Genomic DNA, 24,735 nt, shown 5'->3' on the forward strand with positions numbered 1-24,735 from the left:
AATTTGATTTTTTCCGGATTTGACAGACTTTCCACTTCCTAATACCGGTGGGAAGTTTGCACAAATCTGGAAAAAATATTTTTGGTTCCCTCTATAACTCTTGTTTTGAAAAGGTCAGACCTCGTATATTTTCATAATTGGAGACTTTTTTAAAGCATATGACTTTATGAAAAAAATAGGAAGTAATATGGAAGTAGAAAATAAAAAAGGAATAGGGCTCATGGCCCTCGTAGCAATTATCGTATCCGGAGCTATTGGTGGTGGGGTATTTAACCTCTCGAACGACTTGGCAAATGGAGCTACACCAGGTGGTGTGGTCATTTCATGGCTCTTTATTGGTTTTGGTATTCTTATGCTCGTTTTGAGCTTAAATCACCTTGTTGTTAATAAACCAGAACTCTCCGGTGTTTCAGATTATGCCCGCGCAGGATTTGGTGATTTTGCCGGATTCTTATCAGGCTGGGGTTACTGGTTGTCTGCTTGGGCAGGTAACGTGGCTTTCGCTGTCTTGATGATGACATCTGTCAACTATTTCTTTCCTGGTGTTTTTGCTAATGAAGACGGTTCTTTGACCTTTTTATCAGTCATCGTTGTCTCAGTCGTTTCTTGGTCATTAACCGCACTTGTTATTCGTGGTGTTGAAGGGGCAGCAGTAATTAATGCTATTGTACTCATTGCTAAATTAATTCCAATCGCAATTTTTGCCGTTGTTGCTATTGTTATGTTCAGAGCAGGAGTCTTTACAGAACATTTTTGGCAAAATGTCGTCATTAATGCAGATGGATCAGCAGCATTTACTCAGATGACAGCCTCAGGATTAATCGGACAGATTCAAAGTTCCTTGATGGTTATGATTTGGGTCTTCGTTGGTATTGAAGGTGCGGCAATGATGGGCGACCGTGCTAAGAAAAAATCAGATGCTGGTAAAGCTTCAATTATTGGATTATTCACTTTGCTGGTGATTTATATCTTGCTCTCGCTCTTACCTTATGGATATTTGGACCAAGCACAGCTTGCAAGTATGCCACAACCAGGTATGGTTGGTATCTTACGTGAGATGGTTGGCCCTTGGGGTGGTAATTTGATGGCTATCGGGTTGATTATTTCACTTCTCGGTGCTTGGTTATCGTGGACGATGCTTCCAGTTGAGTCAACTTCTCAATTGGCTTCACAAAAGCTCTTGCCTGCTTGGTTTGGAAAAGAAAATAAAGCTGGTGCACCTGTTAATTCATTGCTTTTGACTCAAGGTTTTGTACAACTCTTTATCATTATTACTTACTTTGCCTCAGATGCTTATAATGTCTTTGTTTATCTCTGTACTGCAGTAATTATGGTTTGCTACGCTCTCGTCGGTGCATATCTATTAAAAGTTGGTTTAGTCGAAAAATCAACTAAAAATATTTTAATCGGCTTCTTTGCCATGGCATTCCAAATTATTGCCCTTTACCTGAGTGGTTGGCAGTTTGTCTGGATGGCTTCCATTCTGTATGTAGTTGGTTTTGTCCTCTATATCCGTGCAAAACGTGAAAACAACAGAACTATTTCAACAGGCGAATGGTTTGCTATCATTATCTTTACTCTTGCCGCTTTGCTCGCTCTTTATGGCTTGCTTGCTAATCAGTTTGGTTTGAGAGAGTTACTTGGTATTTAAAAAGAAAATTTAGAGTAAAATTTTTGAGCAATCAAAAGTTTTATTCTTTCAAGCGCAAAGTAAGCGCTTTAATAACGTAAAATAGGAGAAAATAATTATGGTTAGACGTATTGTAGTTGCTCTTGGCGGTAACGCTATTTTGACAGATGATCCAACAGCTCAAGCACAACAAGAAGCGCTTGAAGTTACAGCGAGTCAATTGATCCCGCTCATTAAGGATAACGATGTAGAAATAGTTGTTACGCATGGTAACGGCCCTCAAGTTGGTAATTTACTTTTACAACAACTGGGATCAGACAGTGCCAAAAATCCTGCGATGCCTTTAGATACCGCAGTGGCTATGACTCAAGGACAAATTGGATACTGGATGACTCAAGCCTTTACTAAAGCTTTAATCAAAGAAGGCTTGGAACGAATTCCTGTAGCTTCTGTTGTCACACGTGTCGTGGTAGACAGTAACGATCCTGCATTTGAAAACCCAACAAAACCGATTGGCCCATTCTATGACGAAGCACAAATGAACAAAATGTTGGAACAATATCCAGATTGGAAATTTGTCGAAGATTCAGGTCGTGGGTATCGTCGTGTTGTTGCCAGTCCAAAACCAGAACGTATTGTAGAAGCAGAAGCCATCAAACCACTGTTAGATGCTGCAGTTTTAACTACTGTATCAGGCGGCGGCGGCATCCCTGTAGTTGAGCATGAAGACGGTACATACACAGGAGTGGAAGCTGTAATAGACAAGGACTTTTCAGCAGCTAAACTTGCAGAACTTGTGGATGGTGACGAGTTAGTTATTTTGACAGGTGTGGACAATGTTTTTGTCAATTACAACAAACCAGATCAAAAGAAATTGGAAAAAGTTACTTTGTCTGAAATTGGTGCCTACTTGGAAGACGGTCAATTTGCTGCAGGCTCTATGAAACCAAAAGTTGAAGCAGCTATGGCTTTTGTAGAACGTACTGGTCGTGCGGCAACAATTACTTCCCTTGAAAATCTTGAAGATTTCTTGGCAAATGGTTCAGGAACAACAATTGTTGCTGATTAAAATGTAAGAGGCCGTGTTTTGCGCGGCCTTTTTCTTATATGAGGAGGCTGAATGAGAGACTTTAAAGAAGTAGAGAAGTTAATGGCTCAGCTCGAAATTCCCTATAAAATTGTCGAGCATCCGGCCAGTCATTCTACAGAAGAATCTGACCATTATATTGAAGGACATGAAGGTTGTAGGTCGAAGACTTTAGTTTTGGCTAATAAAAAATCCACCCAATTCTATATGGTTATTATGGATGATAGTAAGCGCGTTGAGATGAACAAACTGGGGGAGGTACTTGGAGTAAATCGACTTCATTTTGTATCAGAAGAACGTTTGGAAAGCATGTTGGGACTGCAGTCTGGGATTGTTTCTATTTATGGTCTGGTTGATAATAAAATGGATAATATGCATGTTTATTTTGACCGAGATATGCTTGAGGAGCATGACATTATGACGTTACACCCTAATGACAATACAAAGACAATCTTTTTTCCAATGGAAGATTGCTTTAAAATACTGGATGCACAATGCTATACTTATACTATAATTGATATTTAGGAGGGCACATATGAAGATAGATGGTTTTGGAGTAGAAGAATGGCTCAATGTATGGGAAAAAGAAGCAGTTTATGACATTGCTCAATCAACGATTTCATCCATGACGTTGCAAGAAATATTAAATCTGGAAGAAGACAAGGGCCAAAGCTTTATGTCTCACTTAATGCAGGAAAAATTTAACTACGGATGGATTGAAGGCTCTCCTGAATTTAAGCAAGAAGTAGCCAAGCTTTATACGAAAGTTCCTGCAGAAAATATTTTGGCGACAAATGGCGCAACGGGTGCCAATCATTTGGTCTTGTATGGCTTGATCGAGCCGGGAGATCATGTGATTGCAGAGTACCCAAGCTACCAGCAGCTCTATGATATTCCACGATCTTTAGGAGCCGAAATTGAGTTTTGGCAAATTTATGAATCTGAAAACTGGTATCCACGCTTGGATGAACTCCGTCAGATGATTCGTCCAAACACAAAGATGATTTGTTTGAACAATGCCAATAATCCGACAGGTACAACCTTAAACCGTGCCTTTTTAGAAGAGGTCATTCAACTGGCTCGAACAGTTGATGCTTATGTCTTGGTCGATGAGGTTTACTTGCCTCTTGATGATGCGGAAGATTATGCGCCAATTGTTGACTTATATGAAAAAGGTATCTCGACGAACTCGCTTTCTAAAACATATTCTGTACCTGGTGTACGTTTAGGTTGGGTGGCGACTCAAGATGAAAAACTAGCAGATGAGTTTCGCAAATACCGCGATTATACAATGATTTGTTGTGGAGTCTTTGATGATGCCTTAGGAACTCTAGTCTTAAAACACCGTGATAAAGTACTGGCGCGGAATAAAGAAATCGTCACTAATAATTTGCAGATACTTCGGGAGTGGGTGGAAAATGAGCCACTTGTATCAATGATATTTCCTAAAGCAGTATCGACAAGCTTTGTGAAATTTGAAACGCTCGATCCGGCCCAAACAGAAGAATTTTGCGTGGCCCTGCTTAAAAACAAAGGCGTTCTTTTAGTACCGGGAAATAGGTTTGATTTGCCAGGCTATGCACGTTTAGGCTATTGTACGGATGAAAAGACATTACGCGAGGGTTTGTCTGCTTTGTCTCAATTTTTGCGAGAATATAACAAATAGGATAATAGAGGGGATTTACCCCTTTTTTATATACTAAAAATATGCAAATTTGGTACAATAATGAGAGGAGGATATTCATGGATTTTGTAAAAATTAATAAAGAACGCCACGCTGTAAAAACATTTGACGGTAAAAAAATACCAACAGTAGATGTGAAACAGATTATCTCTGCTGCAAGTTTAGCACCTTCTGCACATAACATCCAACCTTGGCACTTTGTCATTGTTGAGAGTGAACAAAAACGTCAAGAACTTCTATCCGTTGTTCATGGAAAAAATGGTCAACAAGTGAAAGAAGCTGGAGCGGTCATTGCTATCTTTAGTGATACTAATCTTTCTGAACGCTCAAGTGAAATTGCACGTACTGGGGCTGGAGAAATGGATAGTGAACAACTGCAACGTTTCAATAGTCGCTATCCCCAAATGTTTGAAAATATGGACGAGATGATGGAAGCAAGCTATTTATCATTGAATATTGGTTTTGTGACGATGAATCTCATGTATGTCATCAAAAATAGAGGCTATGAAGGCAATATTATTCTTGGCTTTGAACGTACTGAGCGCGTGAATGAAATTCTCGAAGTCGATAAACGTTACCGTCCAGAGCTCTTGGTTGTATTGGGCTCATCAGAAGTAAAAGGTCAAGCAAGTTACCGCTTGCCACAACAAAATATTATTGAAATTCGATAATAAGTAATAAGAGAAAAAAGTGAGTCGTTTATATCGAAATTTAAGGTGGATTTTGCTAGAATAAGAGAGATATAAAAACGATAGATATAGGTAGTAAGGGGAAAAAGTGCTAGATTTTTGGCAGGACTATCCTGAAATTAAGGAAAAACTTATCGCAGTACAAACTATGATGACAGAACGTTTAGCGGTAAATAATACAGATATACGTGACGCATTACAAAAGTTTACGACGCGCGGAGGTAAAATGGTTCGGCCAGCGCTTTTTTTTCTATTTTCTGGCTTAGTTGACGAGGAGATAGAAGACGAAGAACGTTTGGTTAAAATAGCAGCCAGTTTGGAGTTGTTACACTCGGCAACATTGATTCATGATGATGTTATTGATGATTCCCCTTTACGTCGAGGCTTGCCGAGTGTTGAAGCACAATTTGGCAAGGATGTTGCAGTATACACGGGTGATTTTATTTATACGGTTTACTTCGAGTTGCTTTGTGAAACAATGGCTGCGACACCATTTTTGCCGCGTAATGCAAGATCGATGAAAAAGATTCTTCAAGGTGAACTTACACAGATGCAATCAGCTTTTAATGCAGACAACAGTATTAGACGCTATCTTAAAGCTATCAGTGGTAAAACTGCAGAGCTATTGAGTTTAGCTTGTTTAGAAGGTGTGTATTTCTCTGGTGGTGATAAGCAGATGCAACGGTCTGCACGAAAGATTGGTTTAGCGATTGGTCTTGCTTTTCAGATTTATGATGATGTACTTAATTTCACAGTCGGTTTGGAAGAAGCTGATAAGCCAATATTGACGGATTTTCGTCAAGGGATTTATACCTTACCCTTGTTGCTGGCAAAAGAAGAAGCGCCTGAGAAAGTCATGCCCTATCTGGAAGCGCCAGAAGGACTGAGTCGTCAAGAATGTATCGAATTTTCCGAATTGGTCACTGATCTAGGAGGTATAACAGGAAGTCTTTTCTTAGCAAAACATCTAACCAATCAAGCGTTACTTGAAATAGAAAAATTCCCAGAATCTCGTAACCGCGAAATTTTGATGGAAGTTACCCAAACCTTATTACAAAGAAATTATTAAAAAATGAACTTTAAAATATTTGCTGAGCTTATTGAGCTGAAAGCTAAAACAGCGAGCGTTTTTCCTTTTATACTGGGAGTTGCTTATTCACTTTATCATTATCAAATAGCCAATTTTGGCCCATTAATCATCTACTTTGTGGCTATGTTCTGCTTTAACTGTTTTGTAGATATTTGGGACAACTACAATGATTACCATAAGGCTGTGGATACGGAAGATTACAAGAAAAATACCAATATCATTGGTCGGGAAAATCTATCACTTTCGCTGATAAAGGGCTTGTTACTCTTCTTCTTCTCTCTTTCCTTGATTTTAGGATTAATTGTAGCAGGACTTGTGGGCTGGCCGGTGTTTTGGTTAGGACTTTTTTGCTATTTCATTGGTATCTTTTACTCAGCTGGACCAAAACCCTTATCAAGTTTACCTGTAGGTGAGTTGGCCAGTGGTTTAACAATGGGCTACTTAATTTTTCTGATCTGTGTGTATATCAATACGAGTGCTGTTTTTGTTTGGGATTTTGCAACTTTGGCATCAACCTTCCTTGTTGCTTTACCAAGTACCTTGTTAATTTCTAACTTGATGCTGGCGAATAACACTTGTGATTTGGAAGAGGATGAAGGTAATCATCGATATACTATCGTGCATTACATCGGGAGAAAGAATGCTTTGCGCTGGTGGACATTAGCCATTATATTGGCCTATATCTCAATCGTTGGGGCAGTAGTTCTGGGACTAATCTCTCCACTCATGTTGCTCATGTTTATACTTTTGCCTTTCATTATCAAACAAGCGCGTCCTTACCTCCAAAGACAAGTAAAAAGTGAAACTTTTATTGCTTCAGTAAAAATATTAATGGTCTTCTCGCTATTGCAAGCGGGTCTCATGCTGCTTGCTTTAGTTCTCTGAGAATAAGAAAAACCTTCTCTTAAGGAAGGTTTTTCTTATTCACAACAGTCTTTTTTCGATGGGATTTCTAAGGCAGAGACCCCCTTAACAGGACAGGTCGTAGTTGTACAGTCATCGCAAGCTCCTTTGCTCCGCACTGTTTTGCGCAGTGAAAAGAAGGCTGCTATTAAAATAAGGGATAAAAGAACGATGCTAGCTAAGTTCAAGAGAAAGTTCCTCCTTGTTTGATGTGTATTTTGGTCGACGGAAGATAAGATAAAGGCCAAAAACCAAGAGAAGTACTGCAAGTAATGTACTAATGCTAAAGGATTGTGTAAGAAAGGCAGAGCCTAACTGATAAATGATAAAGCTCATGCTGTAAGCCACAGCGGTTTGAAAGCCCACAGCGCGTAAAGTCCATTTAACTTCACCCATTTCCTTATAAATTGTCGAAATAGCAGCAATACAGGGTGCACATAACAGGTTGAAGACAAGTAAAGAATAAGCGGCCAGTGGTGTGTAGCTATTTTGTAGAGCCGTCCAAATGGCTCGACCGTTATTTTCTACCTCTGCACCTTGGGCGTACAATTGGCTCATAGTTCCGACAATAGTTTCTTTGGCAATTAGTCCAGTCAAGGTAGCTACCGTGGCTTTCCACTCTCCAAAGCCTAGAGGAGCAAAAACAATACTCAGGTATCCTCCGAGCGTTGCTAATATTGATTGGCCGGGTTCAACTTGGTGCAAAGTGAAGCTATAGTTTGACAAGAACCAGAGTGCGACATTGAGCGCAAAAATGATTGTCCCAGCGCGCTTAATAAAACTCAAACCTCGATCAAACGCATATTTAAAGACTGTAGGAAAGTGAGGTATATGGTAAGTAGGCAATTCTAAGATGAAAGCAGAAGTATCTCCCGCGAACATTCTCGTTTTTTTCAAAATAATTCCTGAGAGGATAATCATGGCCATGCCTAAGAAGTATGCGCTAGGTGCAACCCAACTGGTGGAGTGAAAAAAGGCACCTGAAACTAAAGCAATAATCGGCAACTTTGCTGAACAGGGCATGAAGGTGGTCACCATGATGGTAATTTTTCTGTCCCTTTCTTGTTCAATTGTACGGGTAGCCATAATTCCCGGTACACCACAGCCAGAAGAAATCAACATGGGAATAAAGGATTTACCAGATAAGCCAAATCTTCTAAAGATACGATCCATCACAAATGCGACACGAGCCATATAGCCTGAATCTTCAAGAAAGCCTAACAGGAGGAATAGAACGAAGATTTGTGGAACAAAGCCTAGGATAGCCCCAATTCCAGCGAGGACACCATCAAGGAGTAGGGATTGGACCCAAGGAACAATCGCCAAGCTATCCATTACTTGGTGTAAAATATCTGGCAGAAAACTACCAAAAAAGTTATCATTGAGCCAATCGCTAGCGGGTGTACCAATGACCTGTATCGCTAAAAAGTAAACGAGCCACATGATAAGGATAAAAATAGGAAGGCCCAACCATTTATGGGTAACGATGCGGTCGATTTTATCTGTTAGATTAAGTTGTCCTTTATGTGTGCTTGTAACAACTAAACGAACAATTTGACCAATTAAATCATAGCGCTCGTTAACGATGATGGATGCACGATCGTCGCCCATAATTTTTTCGGTGATTGCTACGATTTCATCTAATTCTTGCTCTTGTGAGGCAGTGAGGGTGTTCGAGGCTAAACTGTCCCCTTCAAAAAGTTTAATTTGTTCAAAACGATTCTTTGCTTGGGGACAAATCGTTTGAATTTCTGCTAAGGCACTTTCAAGACGGTGATCATAATCTAAAGGAGTCACTTCAAGAGGTTGGCAAGCTTTTCGAATAGCTTCGTCTAGGCCTTTCTTCTTTAAAGCACTAGTAAGTACGACAGGTAGCCCTAAACTGTAAGACAGTTTTTCGATATCAATCTGTTTACCTTGATATTCTAGCAAGTCGCTCATATTTAGAGCGATGACGATAGGAATATTAAACTCCATCAGTTGTAATGTGAGGTACAGTGAGCGTTCGAGATTTGTTGCATCAATAATATTGAGAAGGACATCTGGTGGTGTCTCTCTGAGATAATTTCGTGTGACTTGTTCTTCTAAAGTATAAGGTGAGAGAGAATAAGTTCCCGGTAAATCTTGAATAGCGATATTCTTGTCTTTTTTATAACGTCCTGTTTTACATTCAACTGTTACACCTGGCCAATTTCCTACCTGCTGATTACTGCCAGTTAATATATTGAAAATACTTGTTTTCCCACTATTTGGGTTTCCTAGCAAAGCGATTTTAGTCATCTTTATTTCCTTTTAATCTTGGACAACAATTTTTATTTTTTCAGCATCTTTCTTTCTTAAAGAAAGTGAGTAACCCCGCAGATGAAGCTCCATAGGATCTCCTAGTGGTGCAAGTTTATGCACCGCAATACTTGTTCCCCTCGTAATCCCCATATCCATAAGCCGGCGTTTTATTTCACTTTCTCCCTCGAGTAATCGGACCACGCCACTTTGACCGATATTCAAAGACGAGAGAGGTATAAGTTCCTCATTTGATTGTTCATCTTTAATCAAAATCGTGTTGAGGTAGAAACTGCTTAGCGCTAAACGTGTCTGACCAATCTTTAAAAGCGCATTTTCCCCGTCCATAGAAATTAAAACAACTTCCGTATCAGGGGCAAAACCAAGCTCTCGAAGTTTTCCAGCATGCTCGGATTTTAATATTTTATTTACATAATATATTTGGCCGATACGGGCAGTATTCAGTGTTTTCATGCATGCTCCTTCAATGGGATGTAAAAAGTATTTGACATTACAATAAGTATAACACGAATTACTTGTAATTTCGAGGAAATTTGTGTATGGGACGAAGTGAATAAAAAAAGAATGTTTCACGTGAAAACAAATACACAAAAAAACTAGCTTTGAGAGGCCAGTTTTTTGTGTTTTATTCTACAGAGAAAATGTATGGATAAACAGGTTGCTTACCGTCATGAATCTCTACTTCGAGTTCAGGGTAACGTTTTTCTAGTTCTTTGGCAATACGTTCGGCATTTGATTTTTTACCATCTTCACCAATATAAATTGCTGCAATTTCGCTGTCTTCATCAATCATTTTTTCAAAAGCAGCAAAGATAGCATCGTTCATTTTTTTGGTTGATGCGACAATTTTATTATTGACCATGCCAAGTGTATCTTTTTTATGGATATCAATACCATCAATATTGGTGTCACGAATAGCTTGTGTCACTGAACCAGATTGTACGTCTGCTAATGAAGCAGTCATATTTTCTTTGTTTTCTTCAATTGATTTTGTTGGGTCAAAGCTGAGCAAGGCAGTAAAACCTTGAGGAACAGTTGCTGTTTCAATCACTTCAACAGGGATATCTGAAACTTCAGCGGCAGATTTGGCAGCCATGAAGATATTTTTATTATTTGGAAGAATAATAACTTTTTCGGCATTGACAGCTTCAATAGCTTTGAGGATATCTTCTGTTGATGGGTTCATTGTTTGACCACCAGAAACCACATGCTGTACACCCATTTCACGGAAAATATCAGCAAGACCATCACCAGCAGCGATGGCAATCAAGCCCCAGTCAGATTTAGAAGTAGAAGTGCTGATGTTGTTTGTTTTTTCTTTTTCAGCAACGCCTTCGTTTTGGAGGCGCATGTTGTCAACTTTAACCTTAACCAGACGACCATATTTAAGCCCTTCTTGCATGACAAGACCAGGATCTTCAGTATGGACATGGACTTTAACGATTTCTTCGTCATCAACAACTAAAAGTGAATTACCGATACCTGCCAAGTAAGCTTGGAAATTATCGTGATCATAACTCTCAAGGGCTGTTGGACCTTGGCCTAACTCGACCATAATCTCTGTACAGTAGCCGTATTTAATATCGCTTGTAGAAGCACCCGCAACACTTGTTTCAGACTCGTGTTCAAGGTTAATCATACGGTCCATGGCACCTAAACCTTGCTCAGGATTTTCAGGGACGAATTCACCGTTGAGAGCCATCAAGAAGCCTTCGTAGATATAAACCAAACCTTGACCACCTGAATCGACAACGCCAACTTCTTTAAGGACTGGCAACATGTCTGGTGTTTTCGCTAAGGCGATTTTAGCTCCTTCAAGAGCAGCTTCCATAATAGCTGTTGCATCGTCAGTCTCATTAGTTTTACGATTTGCAAGTTCTGCAGCACCGCGTGAAACAGTTAAGATTGTACCTTCAACAGGTTTCATAACCGCTTTATAAGCGACTTCAACACCATTTTGCAAAGCGTTAGCTAAATGAATACCATCAAGTTCATCGTAGTCTTTGGCATATTGTCCAAAACCGCGGAAGATTTGACTAAGGATAACACCAGAGTTACCACGAGCGCCCATGAGCAAACCTTTGGAAAGAATTTGAGCAACTTGTCCAACAGTTTCGGCTGGCTTTTCAGCGACATCTTTGGCACCATTTGTGATTGTCATCCCCATGTTTGTTCCTGTATCTCCGTCTGGGACAGGAAAGACATTCAGAGAATTGACATATTCAGCTTGTTCGTTAAGGCGACTTGCTGCCGCCTGAATCATTTCTTGAAATTTACTTGCGTTAATATTTGACACTAGTCTTCGACCACCTTCACATTTTGTACATATACATTGACTTTAGCTGCTACAATGCCAAGTTGATTTTCCAGATTGAAACGGATACGTTCTTGGATGTTTTTGGCAACTTCGCTAATTTTAACACCATAGCTGACAACAACATAAACACCAATGATTGTTTGGTTATCGGTTGTCGTAACGACAACACCTTTAGAATAGTTTTCTTGTCCGAGGATATTACGGAAATTGTCTTTTACAGCATTTTTGCTTGTCATGCCGACAACGCCGAAAATTTCAGTAGTGCTTGCACCTACAACAGTAGCGATAACATCTGTTGCAATGTCAACATTACCATGTTGAGTATTAATAGTAACGGTCATTTTCATATGCGTGCTGTTGAATCATACAGCACTTTCCTCCATAATAATTTATGTATCACTTCATTTTATCATAATTTTGTAAAATAGAACAGTTGTTTTATTGGTTTTTTGTTCAATTTAGCCTTGTAAGTGCTTTAGGGGAGGGAGTCCTAAGTCGAAAGAGTTTTAGAAGATAAAAAACCAAAGATCAATCGTTAATTATGACCTTTGGTTTTTAATGTGTTGGAGAAAGAGAAGAAAATAAAAAAGACCAGTAAATAAGATTCACTAGCTTTCTTTATTTTATCCAATTATACACGCTCAACGCCTGCAGGCAATTTTTTCAATGCTTTAGCTGAAGCCCATACAGTTTTGAGTTCACCGTTTTCAAGAATTTGAACTTTTTGAAGATTAGGTTTAACTACACGTTTAGTTTGGTTCATAGCGTGTGAACGGTTATTACTTGATACAGTCTTACGACCAGTAAAATAACATTCTTTTGACATGGTTTGGTTCCTCCTTAAAAATTTTATGCTTTTTTTAAAGAGCATCTCTAAAAATTCAGATCTGAAACACAATTCTTACAGAAACCCTCAAAATAACATACCAAATTAGTATAACATTTTTTTATTAAAAAAATCAAGTTTTATTTCCAAATTTCACCAAAATTTTTATATAATAGGAGATATGGAAAATCTAATCGAGCAACTCACTGCCAAAAATAGCGAATATGTACATAACGTAACAAAGCAATTGATGCTTTTAGGAAAATCAGACGAGGAAATCAAAGCAATACTCGCTGAAATCTTGCCGAAAATCATTGAAGGACAAAAGGAAGGTATTCTGGCCCGCAAATTATTGGGGGCACCAATGGAATTTGCGACACAGTATAAACCTGAGGAAGATAAGGTAAAACGTCAGGAAACAGCGAAAAATGAATCACCCTTCTTGATGTGGCTAGATAGTGCTTTACTTTTCTTTGGTGTGATTTCAGTGGTTATGGGACTGATGGGTCTCTTCCAGCCACAAGCAAGTGTTTACGGTCTATTGACAACGCTGGCTTCTTCTGCTCTCGCTGGTTTGGTGATGTACTGGATGTATAAATATTTTTACAGTGCACAACGCCCACAGAAAAAAGGCAAAGGTTTTGCGATGTTGGCTGTTGCGATGTTGGCATGGGCAGGCGTTTCTGTCTTGGTCGCTCTCTTACCAAAATCCATCAATATTGTACTTGCTCCGTACATTACAATTATTCTCGGGGCAGCCGTGATGGGAATTCGCTTTCTTATTCAACGTAAATTCAATGTGCAGTCTTCGATGGCACGTCAAACAAAGTAAACTAATTAACCCCGTCCTCATTGTGACGGGGTTTTATTTCGAAAATGTAAGGTATTTGCTTCTCTAATAATGTTAGGATAGAATAAGAGTTAGGAGAGAGCTTATGTCATTTAAATATGAAGGTTTATCACAAAAAGAAGTTAAAAATCGTTTAAAATCAGGTCAGGTCAATATCGCAAAGAATGAGAGCAGTAAAACATACGGCCAAATTTTTGCGAGTAATTTGCTGACTTTTTTTAACTTAATCAATATTTTCCTTTTTATTTTAGTGCTTTCAGTGGGCTCGCATCGAAATGCGCTTTTCATTATTGTTGTTGCAGTGAATGCAGGAATTGGTTTATATCAGGAAATTAAAGCACGTCGCTTGCTCGACAAGCTCTCTTTATTGAATACAAGTAAGGTCAAGACTTTTCGTCAAGGGAAACAGATTGAATTAAAACAAGAAGAGCTTGTGCTTGATGACATTATTCTTCTGGGACTTGGAGATCAAATTCCATGTGACTGCCAAATCATTGAAGGGCAAGTGGAAGTAAATGAAGCTTTGCTTACCGGAGAGGCTGACGCGCTGACTAAAAAAGAAAATGCAGAACTTTTTTCGGGTAGTTTTGTCACAAGTGGGACAGCTGTTGCGCGGGTTGTTCATGTAGGAAAAGACAATTATATTCATCAATTAGCCCATGAAGCTCAAAAAATAAAGAAACAGAAACGAATGTTGCGTGACAGTTTAGCAAAAGTTGTACGTATCGTAAGTTTCATTATGATACCCTTGGGAATTTTGCTTTACCTCAAGTTGTTTTATGTCATTGATACGGGCCACAAACAAGCCGTTCTAGGAACGGTTGCTGCCTTAGAGGGTATGTTCCCACAGGGGTTGATTTTATTGACTAGTATGGCTTTAACGTTGGGAGTTATCAACTTAGTGAAGCAAAAAGTTTTGGTTCAAGAGCTGCATACGATTGATGCGCTTGCACGAGTGGATGTACTGTGCTTGGATAAAACAGGGACCATTACGACGGGTGAAATGAAAGTGGAAAAGATTGAGAGTCTGACTGAACATTCTGAGCCGCACATTGTCCATATTATGGGGAATCTTCTAGAAAACCTCCCAGATCAAAACGTCACTGCACAAGCCTTAAGGGAGTATTTTGCTTCATTAAAGGATTACAAAGTTTCTCAAGTGTTGCCATTTTCTTCTGAGAGAAAATACAGCGCAGTTGAGTTTACAGAAGGGGCCTTTTATTTAGGTGCTTGGCAGTTTTTGTTTCCAAAGGGAAATGCCGTGTTAGAACAGCACGCACAAAAGTATGCAGAAAAGGGTTATCGTGTGTTAGTCTTGGCCCGCTCAAAACAAGCACTTGATAGAGACCGACTTCCTGAAGACCTAACTGCAGAAGCGCTCATTGTTATTTCTGATGTTTTACGTGACGATGCTAAACAGACTCTGGCCTATTTTAAAAAGCAGGGTGTACGTTGTAAAATCATCTCAGGAGATGATCCTGTAACAGTATCGGCAATTGCGAAGGCTGTTTCCTTACCGGATGCCGAGCAGTATGTTGATGCCAGTCAACTAAAAACAGAGGCAGAACTGGAGTTTGCAGTAGAAAATTTTCAAATTTTTGGTCGTGTCTCCCCACAACAGAAAAAAATGATGGTGCAAATCCTGAAGAAGCAGGGGCACACAGTAGCGATGACTGGAGATGGTGTCAATGATATTTTGGCCTTTAAGGAAGCCGATTGTTCGATTGCCATGCGCGAAGGTAGTGAAGCAGCGAAACAAACCGCCAATCTTATTTTGATGGATAATAACTTCTCGGCGATGCCGTATATTGTTAATGAGGGGCGACGCGTAATTAATAACTTAACCCGTACAGGATCTTTATTAATGGTGCGGATGATGTTTTCGATAGCTTTAACTGTGTTGACTTTATTTGCGGGGAGTGTCTATCCTTTTGAGCCAATCCAGCTTACTGTTTTGACCGCGTTTTTTGTCGGGATTCCCTCTTTTTTCTTGAGTTTTGAATCAGACTTTTCAAAAGTTGAAGGCCGTTTTTTGCGGACGCTGTTTGAGCGTGCGTTTCCTATGGGTTTTAGTATTGCTGTCGGTGCAATACTTATCGTTACAATAGGCGGAGTCTTCGGCATTACACATCCTGAACTTGCGATGATGACGGTTCTCTTTTCTGCATGGAACTACGTTTTAATGCAGCGCAAGATATTTTGGCCTATTAAACGCTACCGCTTATGGATTTTCACAATCACACAGCTTTCTTTTTTTGTAGCTTTAATTGTGGGTACGGATTTTCTTAATTTAGCATGGCCGAGTCCGCTTCACTTTACATTACTTATCCCATTTCTTATTGTTGCACCTCTTGCACAATATTTACTGACAAAGGGAGCCTTATTCATGTTTAAAAAATTATAATTGAAACATACTAAACAAAAGGTGCTAGAGCGTTGCTTCTAGTCCTTTTTGCTCCTACCTCAGGCAGAATTAGAATGAAATAAAAGTAAAAATATGCTATAATTATGCTGATTAACTATAATAAAATAGAAGAAATAAAGTGAGGTACCTCATGAAAGGGATTATTTTAGCAGGTGGATCAGGAACGCGTTTGTATCCACTGACTCGTGCAGCAAGTAAACAATTGATGCCCGTCTATGATAAACCAATGATTTATTATCCATTATCTACACTGATGTTGGCTGGGATCAAAGATATTTTGATCATCTCAACACCAGAAGATACACCGCGTTTCCAAGAACTCTTGCAAGATGGTTCTGAATTCGGTCTAAACTTGCAGTATGCTGTTCAACCAAGTCCAGATGGTTTGGCTCAAGCTTTCATCATCGGCGAAGACTTTATTGGTGATGATTCAGTTGCTCTTATCTTGGGTGATAACATTTATCATGGCCCAGGGATGTCTAAGTTACTTCAAACTGCTGCAGCCAAAGAAAAAGGCGCAACTGTGTTCGGTTACCAAGTGCCAGACCCAGAGCGTTTTGGTGTTGTTGAGTTTGACGAAGATATGAACGCTGTTTCAATTGAAGAAAAACCTGAGGTACCAAAATCTGACTACGCAGTAACAGGGCTTTATTTCTACGATAATGATGTTGTAGAGATTGCTAAAAACATCAAACCTTCACCACGTGGAGAGTTGGAAATCACAGATGTGAATAAGGCCTATCTTGAACGTGGTGATCTCTCTGTCGAACTTATGGGGCGTGGCTTTGCATGGCTCGATACAGGAACACATGAAAGCTTGCTCGAGGCAGCGCAATATATTGAAACAGTTCAACGTATGCAAAACGTTATGGTTGCTAACCTTGAAGAAATTGCATGGCGTATGGGCTATATTTCTGAAGAAGCCGTACGTGAACTTGCACAACCGCTTAAGAAAAACGCATACGGTAAATATTTACTTAAATTGGTAGGTGATAAATAAATGACGGATAACTTTTTTGGAAAAGAACTTGCAGCTCGCAAAATTGAAGCTATTCCAGGTATGTTAGAATTTGATATTCCGGTTCATGGTGATAATCGCGGCTGGTTTAAAGAAAACTTTCAAAAAGAAAAGATGCTTCCACTCGGTTTCCCAGAAAAATTCTTCGCAGAAGGAAAATTACAAAATAACGTTTCTTTCTCACGTAAAAATGTTTTGCGCGGTTTACACGCTGAACCATGGGACAAATATATTTCTGTAGCAGATGGTGGACGTGTTTTGGGCTCATGGGTAGATCTTCGTGAAGGCGAGAGCTTTGGTCATGTTTACCAAACAGTGATTGATGCCAGCAAGGGTATTTTTGTACCACGTGGCGTTGCCAATGGTTTCCAAGTTTTAAGTGATACTGTTTCTTACTCTTACTTAGTAAATGACTATTGGGCTTTGGAACTTAAACCAAAATACGCTTTCGTCAATTATGCAGATCCAACTTTAGGTATTGAGTGGGAAGATCTTGCACATGCTGAAGTGAGTGAAGCAGACAAAAATCACCCACTGCTTGCAGATGTAAAACCCCTAACCGCAGATTTACTCGGCTAAAATGAAGGCCAAACATCTACAAAGTAAAAGAATACTAGAGTTTTGGCAAGTGAATAAGGAAAATGAACAACCTGTGTGGGTAAAGAAGGTCTTTGCTTCAGGTGGATTTTCTTGGTTAAATGATAAAACATTACGTATTGTTAATACTGGTGGTTTGATCAAGATTAACGCTGCTCAAGATGAATTTCTGGTGTTTAATGGCAAATATTTAAAAATTGTGTCAGCGCAGAAATTCAAACAAGACTGTCGCTTGCAATAAAAAATATACTAGAGGAAAAACAATGACTGAATTTAAAAATATCGTAGTCACTGGTGGTGCTGGATTCATCGGTTCAAATTTCGTACACTACGTTTATAATAATCATCCAGATGTACATATTACCGTTTTAGATAAATTAACGTATGCGGGAAATCGTGCCAATATTGACATGATTCTTGGAGATCGTGTAGAGCTTGTCGTTGGTGATATTGCAGATCCAGAGATTGTGGATCAGGTTGCTTCCAAGGCAGATGCGATTGTGCACTATGCGGCAGAAAGCCACAACGACAACTCACTTAAATCACAAGATGAGTTTATCCAAACGAACTTTATTGGGACATATACGTTGATTCAAGCGGCACGAAAATATGATTTACGCTTCCATCATGTATCGACAGATGAAGTTTATGGTGATTTGCCTTACCGCGAAGATTTACCAGGACATGGCGAAGGCGAAGGTGAGAAATTCACTGATAAAACACCTTACAATCCATCAAGTCCTTACTCTTCGACTAAAGCAGCATCGGACTTAATTGTCCGTGCTTGGGTACGTTCATTTGGCTTGAAAGCGACAATTTCAAACTGTTCAAATAACTATGGACCTTACCAACACATCGAAAAATTTATCCCACGTCAAATTACAAACATTTTATCAGGGATTAAACCAAAACTTTATGGCGATGGTAAAAATGTGCGTGACTGGATCCATACAGAAGACCATTCTTCTGGCGTTTGGACAATTTTGACCAAAGGCCGTATGGGTGAAACTTATCTTATCGGAGCCGATGGCGAAAAAAATAATAAAGAAGTTTTAGAAGAAATCTTAACGGAGATGGGACAAGCACCTGACGCTTATGATCGTGTAACTGATCGTGCTGGCCATGATTTGCGCTATGCTATCGACAATACAAAACTTCGTACAGAACTTGGCTGGGAGCCTAAACACACAGACTTTGAGTCAGGCTTGAAGGCAACAATTGATTGGTATACTGAAAATCAAGACTGGTGGAAGGCAGAAAAAGCTGCTGTTGAAGCAAAATATGCTGAAAGCCAAAAAGTTCTCTAAGATAAAGGAATAAATATGATTTTAATTACTGGTGGAAATGGCCAACTTGGTACTGAGTTACGCCATCTTCTTGATGAACGGGATGTAAAATACTTTGCAGCAGATGTTAATGAACTTGATATTACGGACAAAACTGCTGTTGATGCTTTCTTTGACAAAAATAAACCAGAATTGGTTTATCACTGCGCTGCCTACACTGCTGTAGATAAAGCAGAAGATGAAGGTAAAGCTCTTAACGAAAAAATTAATGTTGATGGCACACGTCATGTAGCTGAGGCAGCTGCTCGTGTTGGAGCAACACTTGTTTATATTTCAACGGACTATGTTTTCAATGGTGATTTACCTGTTGGTCAAGAATGGGAAGTTGATGCGCCAAAAGGCCCTGTTTCAGAATATGGACGTACAAAATTACTCGGGGAGCAAGCAGTTGAAGCATCTGGTGTGAAATTTTATACGATTCGTACAGCATGGGTATTTGGTAGCTACGGACCAAATTTTGTTTTTACAATGCAAAATCTCGCCACTCGTTTTCCAGAAATCACCGTTGTTAATGATCAACACGGTCGTCCTACTTGGACCCGTACATTAGCAGAGTTTATGGTCTACTTGGTTGATCAACAAGCAGAAGCAGGTTATTATCACCTGACAAACGATGCTGCACCTGGAGAAGATGTAACATGGTTTGATTTTGCTAAAGAAATTTTGAAAGATACAGATACAGTTGTAAAACCTGTAGATTCAAGTAATTTCCCATCTGCCGCGAAACGACCATTTAATTCAACGATGAGTCTTGCTAAAGCGAAAGCTACAGGATTTAATATTCCAACATGGCAAGAAGCTCTTGCACAATTGTTGACTATTGGTGACTTAAGAGAAAATAAAGACAAAGTCAAAGGCGAAACAGCAAAATAAATATGGCATCGACAAGTTTTGGAGATGATAAAAAACAGCGAAATTCTGTCTTTAAGGCAGAATTCTCGCTTTGAGAGGTTAAAAGTTTGCGCTTGCAAACGTAGAAAAACATGAAAAAACACATTTTTATTATTGGTAGTCGTGGATTGCCAGCAAAGTATGGAGGGTTTGAGACTTTTGTAGAAGAGTTGGTTAAACACCAAAGTAATCAAAATATTAAATATCATGTGGCTTGTCAAAGCGAGAATTCAGATATAGAAGTTGTGGATGGTCATTTTGATTATCGAGGGGCTGATTGCTTTGTTATTAATGTGCCAAACATTGGACCAGCGCGTGTAATTGCATATGATGCTCTGGCAATTAATGCAGCCCTTAAGCAAATTAAAGAGGAACAAATTATTGAACCAGTCTTCTATATATTAGGAAATACAATAGGTGGCATTATTGGTCACTATGCTCATAAAATTCACAAGGTCGGCGGAAAGCTGCTTGTCAATCCAGATGGGCTTGAGTGGAAACGTACCAAGTGGCCGAAACCTGTGCGCCGCTATCTTAAGCATGCGGAGAAAAAAATGGTCCGTAGTGCGGATATGATTATTAGTGACAATCAAGGTATTCTTGATTATTTACGTGCAGAATATGGTCAGGTCAAGAGTGAAGTGATTGCTTACGGTACAGAGAAGTTCAATTCAAATTTGACAGAATCAGAAACTCTGGTAAAATATAAAACTAGTGATTATTATTTGATTGTAGGGCGATTTGTGCCTGAAAACAATTATGAATTACTCATTCGTCACTTTATGAAAAGTAAAACGAAGAGGGATTTAGTGATTATTACAAATCACGAAGGAAATCCTTATTATGAAGAACTCCGAGCTCAGACAAATTTTGACAGGGATCCTCGGATCAAATTTGTGGGCACAGTTTATGATCAAAATGAATTGCGTTTTATCCGCGAGCAGGCTTTTGCTTACCTGCATGGTCATGAGGTGGGCGGAACCAACCCAGGTCTTCTTGAAGCCATGTGGTCGACTCCAGTCAATGTCGTCCTTGGTGTGAATTTTAATCGGATGACTGCGGGAGATTCTGTCATTTATTTCGATAAGGAAAACCTTTCAAACGTGCTTTCAGAAGTTGAAAAAATAACAACTGATGCACGTCAAAATTTACAAAACAAAGCAAGACTAATTATTGAAGAAAAATACACATGGGAACACATTTGTGCCCAGTATGAAACCTTATTTACAAAAATAAGCGACTGAAACCGAAAGAGGCCTCTCAACATGCCCAAAGTTAATATTTTAATGTCGACTTACAACGGTGAAAAGTTTGTTGCTGAGCAAATTGAAAGCATTCAGAAACAAACATTTCAAGATTGGAACTTGATTATTCGAGATGATGGGTCCAAGGACGAAACCGTTAAAATAATCGAGCATTTTGCCAGTAAAGATCATCGAATTAAAGTAATCAAAGCCAAAAACGTTGGTGTAATTCAATCTTTTTATCAATTGGTAAAAGCTGATATTGCTGATTTTTATTTTTTTGCTGATCAGGATGATTACTGGCTACCAGAAAAATTGGAAATTATTCTGGTAGAAGCAGAAAAGCATGATAGTAATATCCCCACCATGTACTACACGGACCTTAAGATTGTTGATAAACAACTCAATATCTTATCGGAAAGTATGATTCGCAGTCAGTCCGATCATGCCAATACGGAACTGGTTCAAGAACTCACAGAAAACACTGTTACTGGTGGTGCGAGCATGATTAATCATGCTTTAGCACAAGAGTGGCAAACCACTGAGGATATTATCATGCATGACTGGTATTTAGCACTTCTAGCTACCGCAATAGGGAAATTGGTTTACATAGATCAACCAACGCACCTCTATCGCCAGCACGATGCGAATGTTCTGGGGGCAAGAACGTGGACGAAGCGGATGAAAAAATGGTTACGCCCCCATCTTTGGTTTGAAAAGTATTGGTGGCTTATCGAATCTAGTCAAAAGCAAGCACAAAAACTGCTGACAGAGAAACTGGATAAGTTATCATTGTCGAACAAGGTGCTTATCCAAGACTATGTTGATTTGCTCAACATGCCAAAGGAAAAGCGCCGCCAAACACTCAATCAGTACAAGTTACGAAAGAATAAAAGTTTTCATACTAAAATCTTCCGTACTCTGATTCTTACAAAATTTGCATATAAAGGAAAAAATAAATGAATTTCTTCAGCCGTAGAAATCAAATTCTACTTAAAGAACTGATTAAAACAGACTTCAAACTTAGATATCAAGGGAGTGCTATTGGTTATTTATGGTCAATCCTCAAGCCCGTAATGCTCTTCTTGATTATGTATCTCGTATTTGTACGTTTCATGCGTTTTGGTGAAGGAACACCTCACTTTGCTGTAGCACTGCTCTTAGGGATAACCATCTGGAATTTCTTCGGCGAGACAACAGGAATGGGAATGCTCTCGGTCGTAAGTCGAGGGGATATGCTTCGAAAAGTGAACTTTTCAAAATCAGTTATCGTTTTTTCAGTTGCTGTCAACGCTTTTATTAATTTGATGATTTCACTTGCAGTGGTGACTGTCTTTGCCTTCATCAATGGCGTTCAGATGTCATGGACAGTTATTTTTGTCGTTCCACTCTTATTAGAGCTTATTCTTTTTACTACAGGGATTTCCTTTATGCTCGCGACATTTTTTGTCTATTTTAGAGATTTGGGGCCTATTTGGGAAGTTGTCATGCAAGCTGGGTTTTATGGTACGCCGATTATTTATCCAATTACTCAGATTTCAACCAATCATCTTACCGTAGCAAAATTTCAAATGTTGAACCCAATGGCACAAATTATTCAAGATATGCGTTACGTGTTAACCTTTAGTAATAATACGAATCCGACCTTATGGCAACTTTGGGATAATTCATTCGTAATTGCTATCCCTTATGTTCTTTCCGTCCTTGTTTTTGGTTTAGGATTGTGGGTATTCAATAAAAATTCGAATAAATTTGCGGAAATTGTTTAAGGAGGAAAGAATGTCAGAAGTAGCAGTAAAAATAGATCATGTAAGTAAATACTTCCGCCTCCCAACTGAAGCAAGTACGAGTCTACGTACAACTTTGGTCAATCGCATGCGAGGCATTAAAGGATATAAGGAACAACATGTTCTCAAAGATATTGACTTTACCGTTGAAAAAGGTGACTTTTTTGGAATTGTTGGTCGTAACGGTTCAGGAAAATCAACACTTTTAAAGATTATCTCTCAAATATATACACCAGAAAAAGGAACAGTTACCGTTAATGGAAAACTGGTCAGTTTTATTGAGCTTGGCGTCGGCTTTAACCCAGAACTTACAGGTAAAGAAAATGTTTATCTTAATGGCGCAATGCTTGGCTTTTCTACCGAAGAGATCGATCAGATGTATGATGATATCGTGGAATTTTCTGAACTCCATGAATTTATGAATCAAAAGTTAAAGAACTACTCAAGTGGAATGCAAGTGAGATTGGCCTTTTCAGTCGCAATCAAGGCTAAAGGTGATGTACTTGTTCTTGACGAAGTACTTGCTGTGGGAGATGAAGCCTTTCAACGTAAATGTAACGATTATTTCTTAGAACGCAAAGCTTCAGGTAAAACAACGATTTTAGTTACTCACGATATGAATGCCGTGCAAAAATATTGTAATAAAGCTGTTTATATTAAAGAGGGCATTGTTGAAAAAGGTAATATTCAGGATATCACCAATAAATATTCTGAAGATAATCTTGCAAGAAATAACACTTCCGTTGGAGAAGAAGAAACTGTTGCCGCAAAGATTGCAATTGAACCAGTATCTCCTCTTTCGCTTTCAAAACCAGAAGATAAGTTTGTTGGAAAATTAAATGTACAACTTTTTGATGAAACATTGGATAAATCAGATTTATTTATTTCTTACAGCCTTCACGATGTAAAACGTGGTGGAATAATCTACGATAGTGGTTCAATGCCAATACACACAGTAGACACTATTGAAATCCCGATGGAGAATTTTCACAATACCGAATTCGGCTTAGTTGCAACAATCCGGATGAAACGGCGTGTAGCAGAGGATGGGTTCATTGAAACTGAGCTTCTGACTGCCTCGCCGTTACTTAGCTTTGTTTATCGTGATTCTTCAGACAAACGCACTTATGGACTTTTAAAAGAAATCAAATGATCCCAAAAAAGAAAATCAAACTGTATTCATGGAAAGCACCTGGAGGCAGGCCTAACTTTGGGGATGAACTTGGCCCGGAAATTATCCAAAACCTATTCTCTTACCTTGAAGTGGTTTATGAACCAGATATCAGAAAAGCAGATCTGCTCTCTGTTGGGAGCCTTTTACATATTTTACTTGATTTAGAGTATAATCGCCCAACGAAAAAGGTACATATTTGGGGCACTGGTACAATCTATCCACTTCAGGCAGAAGTGGGGTCAATCAAGGAAACATATCCTTTGCACAACTTTTCAGAGCTTAATTTTTCGAAACTAAAATTTTATGCAGTACGTGGAAAGCTTACGCAAGAAGATTTGAAGCTCCCACCCCTTCCACTAGGTGATCCAGGACTTCTTGTTAATAAAGTTTACCAAGAAAGCCCCAATAAAGAAGATAAAATAGGAATCATTCCTCATTTTGAGGAAGCAGACTACCCTTTTATTCAAAAATTGGCTGCAGATCCAAGATTTAAAATTATTGATGTATTGCGTGCACCGCAAGCAGTAATCACTGACATCACCTCTTGTAAACTTGTTTTTTCTTCCTCACTTCATGGATTAATCGTTGCTGACAGTTTCAAGATTCCTAATCTACATATGAATCTCTCAGACCGTCTGGTTGGGGGAGATTTCAAATTTGAAGATTATTATTCAGCAATAGGAAAAGAGCATAAGTTGGCAGACTTGGACTTGATGTTGAATCAAGATTACCAAGAACAACAAATTGCAGCATACTTCCCTATTCAAGGCCTTGAAGAAAAACAGCAAGCCTTATTAAAAGCCTTCCCCTATAGAAGAACAAACTATATTTATTCATTATTAGCTAAACTAAAAATCATTTCATAAGGAGAAAAAA

The 24,735-nt window shown here is 39.0% G+C and carries 24 protein-coding genes; 19 read left to right on the forward strand and 5 right to left on the reverse strand.

Going from position 1 to position 24,735, the window contains the following annotated elements; all coding sequences use genetic code 11:
• Positions 1 to 187 precede the first annotated feature (187 nt).
• The 7 genes from P3G65_RS00800 (at position 188) to P3G65_RS00830 (ending at position 7,065) form a co-directional block, all read left to right on the forward strand.
• Positions 188 to 1,651 carry a basic amino acid/polyamine antiporter gene (locus P3G65_RS00800; protein WP_019292690.1) on the forward strand — a complete coding sequence of 488 codons (1,464 nt, stop codon included), beginning with the start codon at positions 188 to 190 and terminating at the stop codon, positions 1,649 to 1,651.
• A gap of 97 nt (positions 1,652 to 1,748) precedes the next feature.
• On the forward strand, positions 1,749 to 2,699 hold the full coding sequence (gene arcC / locus P3G65_RS00805) for a carbamate kinase (protein WP_019292689.1): 951 nt from the start codon (positions 1,749 to 1,751) through the stop codon (positions 2,697 to 2,699).
• Positions 2,700 to 2,750: 51 nt separating this feature from the next.
• On the forward strand, positions 2,751 to 3,242 hold the full coding sequence (locus P3G65_RS00810; protein WP_019292688.1) for a prolyl-tRNA synthetase associated domain-containing protein: 492 nt from the start codon (positions 2,751 to 2,753) through the stop codon (positions 3,240 to 3,242).
• A 10-nt stretch (positions 3,243 to 3,252) separates the two neighbouring features.
• Complete coding sequence (locus tag P3G65_RS00815; protein ID WP_019292687.1) at positions 3,253 to 4,383, forward strand: aminotransferase; 1,131 nt, start codon at positions 3,253 to 3,255, stop codon at positions 4,381 to 4,383.
• Between the two features lie 77 nt (positions 4,384 to 4,460).
• On the forward strand, positions 4,461 to 5,072 hold the full coding sequence (locus tag P3G65_RS00820; protein WP_019292686.1) for a nitroreductase family protein: 612 nt from the start codon (positions 4,461 to 4,463) through the stop codon (positions 5,070 to 5,072).
• A 106-nt stretch (positions 5,073 to 5,178) separates the two neighbouring features.
• The gene (locus P3G65_RS00825) at positions 5,179 to 6,159 is read left to right on the forward strand and encodes a polyprenyl synthetase family protein (RefSeq protein WP_019292685.1); all 981 of its coding nucleotides are present in this window, start codon (positions 5,179 to 5,181) and stop codon (positions 6,157 to 6,159) included.
• 3 nt (positions 6,160 to 6,162) lie between these two features.
• The gene (locus tag P3G65_RS00830) at positions 6,163 to 7,065 is read left to right on the forward strand and encodes a prenyltransferase (RefSeq protein WP_019292684.1); all 903 of its coding nucleotides are present in this window, start codon (positions 6,163 to 6,165) and stop codon (positions 7,063 to 7,065) included.
• Between the two features lie 192 nt (positions 7,066 to 7,257).
• Here P3G65_RS00830 and feoB read toward each other — a convergent pair whose 3' ends face one another.
• The 5 genes from feoB to rpmB all read right to left on the reverse strand — a co-directional run bounded on the left by feoB (position 7,258) and on the right by rpmB (position 12,527).
• Positions 7,258 to 9,363 (reverse strand): ferrous iron transport protein B, encoded by a 2,106-nt coding sequence (gene feoB / locus P3G65_RS00835; RefSeq protein WP_019292683.1) that lies wholly within the window; start codon positions 9,361 to 9,363, stop codon positions 7,258 to 7,260.
• 12 nt (positions 9,364 to 9,375) lie between these two features.
• The gene (locus tag P3G65_RS00840) at positions 9,376 to 9,837 is read right to left on the reverse strand and encodes a ferrous iron transport protein A (RefSeq protein ID WP_019292682.1); all 462 of its coding nucleotides are present in this window, start codon (positions 9,835 to 9,837) and stop codon (positions 9,376 to 9,378) included.
• Between the two features lie 172 nt (positions 9,838 to 10,009).
• A complete protein-coding gene (locus tag P3G65_RS00845; RefSeq protein WP_284071230.1) occupies positions 10,010 to 11,680 on the reverse strand; it encodes a DAK2 domain-containing protein in 1,671 nt (556 codons plus the stop codon).
• Positions 11,680 to 12,042 carry an Asp23/Gls24 family envelope stress response protein gene (locus tag P3G65_RS00850; RefSeq protein ID WP_026063759.1) on the reverse strand — a complete coding sequence of 121 codons (363 nt, stop codon included), beginning with the start codon at positions 12,040 to 12,042 and terminating at the stop codon, positions 11,680 to 11,682. Before P3G65_RS00850 ends, P3G65_RS00845 begins: the two co-directional genes overlap by 1 nt.
• A 290-nt stretch (positions 12,043 to 12,332) precedes the next feature.
• Entirely contained in the window at positions 12,333 to 12,527 is a 195-nt protein-coding gene (rpmB, locus tag P3G65_RS00855; protein WP_003133678.1) for a 50S ribosomal protein L28, read from the reverse strand.
• A gap of 181 nt (positions 12,528 to 12,708) precedes the next feature.
• Here rpmB and P3G65_RS00860 point away from each other — a divergent pair, with 181 nt between their 5' ends.
• From P3G65_RS00860 to P3G65_RS00915, 12 genes are all read left to right on the forward strand, one after another.
• On the forward strand, positions 12,709 to 13,359 hold the full coding sequence (locus P3G65_RS00860; protein WP_019292680.1) for a DUF1129 domain-containing protein: 651 nt from the start codon (positions 12,709 to 12,711) through the stop codon (positions 13,357 to 13,359).
• 103 nt (positions 13,360 to 13,462) lie between these two features.
• Positions 13,463 to 15,781, forward strand: coding sequence for an HAD-IC family P-type ATPase (locus P3G65_RS00865; protein WP_284071231.1), 2,319 nt, complete (start codon positions 13,463 to 13,465; stop codon positions 15,779 to 15,781).
• Positions 15,782 to 15,932: 151 nt separating this feature from the next.
• A complete protein-coding gene (gene rfbA, locus P3G65_RS00870; RefSeq protein ID WP_019292678.1) occupies positions 15,933 to 16,802 on the forward strand; it encodes a glucose-1-phosphate thymidylyltransferase RfbA in 870 nt (289 codons plus the stop codon).
• Positions 16,803 to 17,399, forward strand: a complete 597-nt coding sequence (locus P3G65_RS00875) for a dTDP-4-dehydrorhamnose 3,5-epimerase family protein (protein WP_019292677.1) — start codon at positions 16,803 to 16,805, stop codon at positions 17,397 to 17,399.
• A gap of 1 nt (position 17,400) precedes the next feature.
• On the forward strand, positions 17,401 to 17,658 hold the full coding sequence (locus P3G65_RS00880) for a hypothetical protein (RefSeq protein WP_019292676.1): 258 nt from the start codon (positions 17,401 to 17,403) through the stop codon (positions 17,656 to 17,658).
• Positions 17,659 to 17,680: 22 nt separating this feature from the next.
• A complete protein-coding gene (gene rfbB / locus P3G65_RS00885; RefSeq protein ID WP_019293029.1) occupies positions 17,681 to 18,724 on the forward strand; it encodes a dTDP-glucose 4,6-dehydratase in 1,044 nt (347 codons plus the stop codon).
• A gap of 15 nt (positions 18,725 to 18,739) precedes the next feature.
• The gene (gene rfbD, locus P3G65_RS00890) at positions 18,740 to 19,636 is read left to right on the forward strand and encodes a dTDP-4-dehydrorhamnose reductase (protein WP_019291773.1); all 897 of its coding nucleotides are present in this window, start codon (positions 18,740 to 18,742) and stop codon (positions 19,634 to 19,636) included.
• Between the two features lie 110 nt (positions 19,637 to 19,746).
• On the forward strand, positions 19,747 to 20,898 hold the full coding sequence (gene cps2T, locus P3G65_RS00895; protein WP_153924341.1) for a beta 1-4 rhamnosyltransferase Cps2T: 1,152 nt from the start codon (positions 19,747 to 19,749) through the stop codon (positions 20,896 to 20,898).
• Between the two features lie 21 nt (positions 20,899 to 20,919).
• Complete coding sequence (locus P3G65_RS00900) at positions 20,920 to 21,861, forward strand: glycosyltransferase family 2 protein (protein WP_019291775.1); 942 nt, start codon at positions 20,920 to 20,922, stop codon at positions 21,859 to 21,861.
• Positions 21,858 to 22,667, forward strand: coding sequence for an ABC transporter permease (locus P3G65_RS00905; RefSeq protein WP_019291776.1), 810 nt, complete (start codon positions 21,858 to 21,860; stop codon positions 22,665 to 22,667). Before P3G65_RS00900 ends, P3G65_RS00905 begins: the two co-directional genes overlap by 4 nt.
• A gap of 10 nt (positions 22,668 to 22,677) precedes the next feature.
• Positions 22,678 to 23,838, forward strand: a complete 1,161-nt coding sequence (locus tag P3G65_RS00910; RefSeq protein WP_019291777.1) for an ABC transporter ATP-binding protein — start codon at positions 22,678 to 22,680, stop codon at positions 23,836 to 23,838.
• Positions 23,835 to 24,725: a polysaccharide pyruvyl transferase family protein gene (locus P3G65_RS00915; RefSeq protein ID WP_019291778.1), complete on the forward strand. Its 891-nt coding sequence runs from the start codon at positions 23,835 to 23,837 to the stop codon at positions 24,723 to 24,725. Before P3G65_RS00910 ends, P3G65_RS00915 begins: the two co-directional genes overlap by 4 nt.
• Positions 24,726 to 24,735 lie beyond the last annotated feature (10 nt).

Origin of the sequence: Lactococcus sp. bn62 (genome assembly GCF_029492705.2) — a bacterium.
Classification (GTDB): domain Bacteria; phylum Bacillota; class Bacilli; order Lactobacillales; family Streptococcaceae; genus Lactococcus; species Lactococcus petauri.